Source organism: Serratia sp. CY74737, assembly GCF_052166775.1.
Taxonomy (GTDB): domain Bacteria; phylum Pseudomonadota; class Gammaproteobacteria; order Enterobacterales; family Enterobacteriaceae; genus Serratia; species Serratia ureilytica.
In genome coordinates this window covers 1-1,597 of sequence record NZ_JBJNOF010000030.1, presented here as the reverse complement: position 1 = coordinate 1,597, position 1,597 = coordinate 1, and the positions used below count along the sequence as shown (strand labels likewise).

Sequence of the window (1,597 nt, the reverse complement as noted above, 5' to 3'; positions counted from 1 at the left end):
GCGCCAGCCTAGCCTTCTCCGTCCCCCCTTCGCAGTAACACCAAGTACAGGAATATTAACCTGTTTCCCATCGACTACGCTTTTCAGCCTCGCCTTAGGGGTCGACTCACCCTGCCCCGATTAACGTTGGACAGGAACCCTTGGTCTTCCGGCGAGCGGGCTTTTCACCCGCTTTATCGTTACTTATGTCAGCATTCGCACTTCTGATACCTCCAGCAACCCTCACAGGCCACCTTCAACGGCTTACAGAACGCTCCCCTACCCAACAACGCCTAAGCGTCGCTGCCGCAGCTTCGGTGCATGGTTTAGCCCCGTTACATCTTCCGCGCAGGCCGACTCGACCAGTGAGCTATTACGCTTTCTTTAAATGATGGCTGCTTCTAAGCCAACATCCTGGCTGTCTATGCCTTCCCACATCGTTTCCCACTTAACCATGACTTTGGGACCTTAGCTGGCGGTCTGGGTTGTTTCCCTCTTCACGACGGACGTTAGCACCCGCCGTGTGTCTCCCGTGATAACATTCTTCGGTATTCGGAGTTTGCATCGGTTTGGTAAGCCGGGATGGCCCCCTAGCCGAAACAGTGCTCTACCCCCGAAGATGAGTTCACGAGGCGCTACCTAAATAGCTTTCGGGGAGAACCAGCTATCTCCCGGTTTGATTGGCCTTTCACCCCCAGCCACAAGTCATCCGCTAATTTTTCAACATTAGTCGGTTCGGTCCTCCAGTTAGTGTTACCCAACCTTCAACCTGCCCATGGCTAGATCACCGGGTTTCGGGTCTATACCTTGCAACTAATCGCCCAGTTAAGACTCGGTTTCCCTACGGCTCCCCTATACGGTTAACCTTGCTACAAAATATAAGTCGCTGACCCATTATACAAAAGGTACGCAGTCACACCACGAAGGTGCTCCCACTGCTTGTACGTACACGGTTTCAGGTTCTATTTCACTCCCCTCGCCGGGGTTCTTTTCGCCTTTCCCTCACGGTACTGGTTCACTATCGGTCAGTCAGGAGTATTTAGCCTTGGAGGATGGTCCCCCCATATTCAGACAGGATGTCACGTGTCCCGCCCTACTCATCGAACTCACGACCTGTGCATTTTAGTGTACGGGGCTATCACCCTTTACTGCGCGACTTTCCAGACGCTTCCACTAACACACAAGCCGATTCAGGTTCTGGGCTCCTCCCCGTTCGCTCGCCGCTACTGGGGGAATCTCGGTTGATTTCTTTTCCTCGGGGTACTTAGATGTTTCAGTTCCCCCGGTTCGCCTCATGCCACTATGTATTCATGACATGATAGTGTGTCGAAACACACTGGGTTTCCCCATTCGGGTATCGCCGGTTATAACGGTTCATATCACCTTACCGACGCTTTTCGCAGATTAGCACGCCCTTCATCGCCTCTGACTGCCTAGGCATCCACCGTGTACGCTTAGTCACTTAACCTCACAACCCGAAGATGTTTCCATCGTTCGCGCTGCAAACATTTGAGAGACTCTATGACAGGTTACTCTTCATCCCAATACATCTACGGAGGGACAAATTTCAGCCGTCATGTTTCAATTTTCAGCTTGTTCCAGATTGTTAAAGAGCAAT

The 1,597-nt window shown here is 52.0% G+C and carries 1 rRNA gene; it reads right to left on the bottom strand.

The features are described from left to right. A 23S ribosomal RNA gene (locus ACJ8PE_RS24940) occupies window positions 1-1,447 on the bottom strand; the annotation flags it as partial. Between the last annotated feature and the right edge of the window lie 150 nt (window positions 1,448-1,597).